Origin of the sequence: Haloferula chungangensis, from assembly GCF_042664875.1 — a bacterium.
Classification (GTDB): Bacteria; Verrucomicrobiota; Verrucomicrobiia; order Verrucomicrobiales; family Akkermansiaceae; genus Haloferula; species Haloferula chungangensis.
Map to the genome: position 1 here is coordinate 1 of NZ_JBHTBS010000061.1, position 851 is coordinate 851.

At 55.9% G+C, this 851-nt stretch carries 2 protein-coding genes; one reads left to right on the forward strand and one right to left on the reverse strand.

The features are described from left to right. A partial coding sequence (locus ACFQY0_RS21180) for a hypothetical protein (RefSeq protein WP_379717048.1) occupies positions 1-223 on the forward strand: 223 nt, incomplete at its 5' end. A 36-nt stretch (positions 224-259) separates the two neighbouring features. Here the strand turns inward: ACFQY0_RS21180 and ACFQY0_RS21185 are convergent. Continuing rightward, positions 260-715: a hypothetical protein gene (locus tag ACFQY0_RS21185; protein WP_379717051.1), complete on the reverse strand. Its 456-nt coding sequence runs from the start codon at positions 713-715 to the stop codon at positions 260-262. Positions 716-851: the final 136 nt, after the last annotated feature.

Here is an 851-nt window from a genome sequence, read left to right on the forward strand (position 1 = left end):
CCACTCCTCTGCTGCCCACCGCATGATGATCACCCCGGTCAGCAAAGCTCCGGAAGCTCGAAAACCTCGACAAGCTCGACCTATCTCCGACTCGGTCTGCTGCCACACCCTCAAAACCCAGAGGCTCTACATTCCACGAGAACGTCGAAGCGCTGCCGACCCGACCACCATGGCGGCCAGCGCGATTCATTGGCGACCTCCTACCACCCGGAACGCAACGTAACAAGGCCGCTTAAAGGGGTCGGTCAGGCGCGTCTTGTTAGGTTTGGATTTTTTCGAGATCTGGAAGCGCCTTCTGTATGGTCTCAGCGAACTTCCTGTAGGGATTGCCATAATTCGTGGTGATCCGGTATCGGCCTTCCTTAGTGTGTAAATACCATTCATCACTTGGGCTCTCTCCGAACCCTTCGTGGCATTCAATCTTGGAGATATCAGAAAGCTTGACCTGGAAGCTCTCTCCGCAAGCTGGGTCGGGAATCAGCTGAAAAAACTCCTCGTCCGTAAGGCGGCAGATGAAAATCCCGCCTGCGCGAATATTCCCAATCGCATACGCCACCACCAATCCAGACACGAGCAGAACACCGACACTCCAAATCAGCCGCCAAACGATACCCATATCGAACAGCATCGTCGCGAAACACAAAGCCGGCGCAACAATCGCCACAGTGGCAAGCATCCTCCACCCTTCAACCGATGCCCGTCTGGTATGCTCCATTTTCTACCTAACGTCGAAGCGCTGCCGACCCGACCTTCGTGGCGGCCAGCGCGATTCATGGGGAACTCTCTACCACCTGAAACGTCACGTAACAAGGCCGCTGATAGGGGTCGGTCAGACGCGCCTTGTTCGCCGA

Excerpts from the sequence above, each read along its gene's own strand:
- ACFQY0_RS21185 (WP_379717051.1), bottom strand. The coding sequence starts at position 715 with ATGGAGCATACCAGACGGGCATCGGTTGAAGGGTGGAGGATGCTTGCC.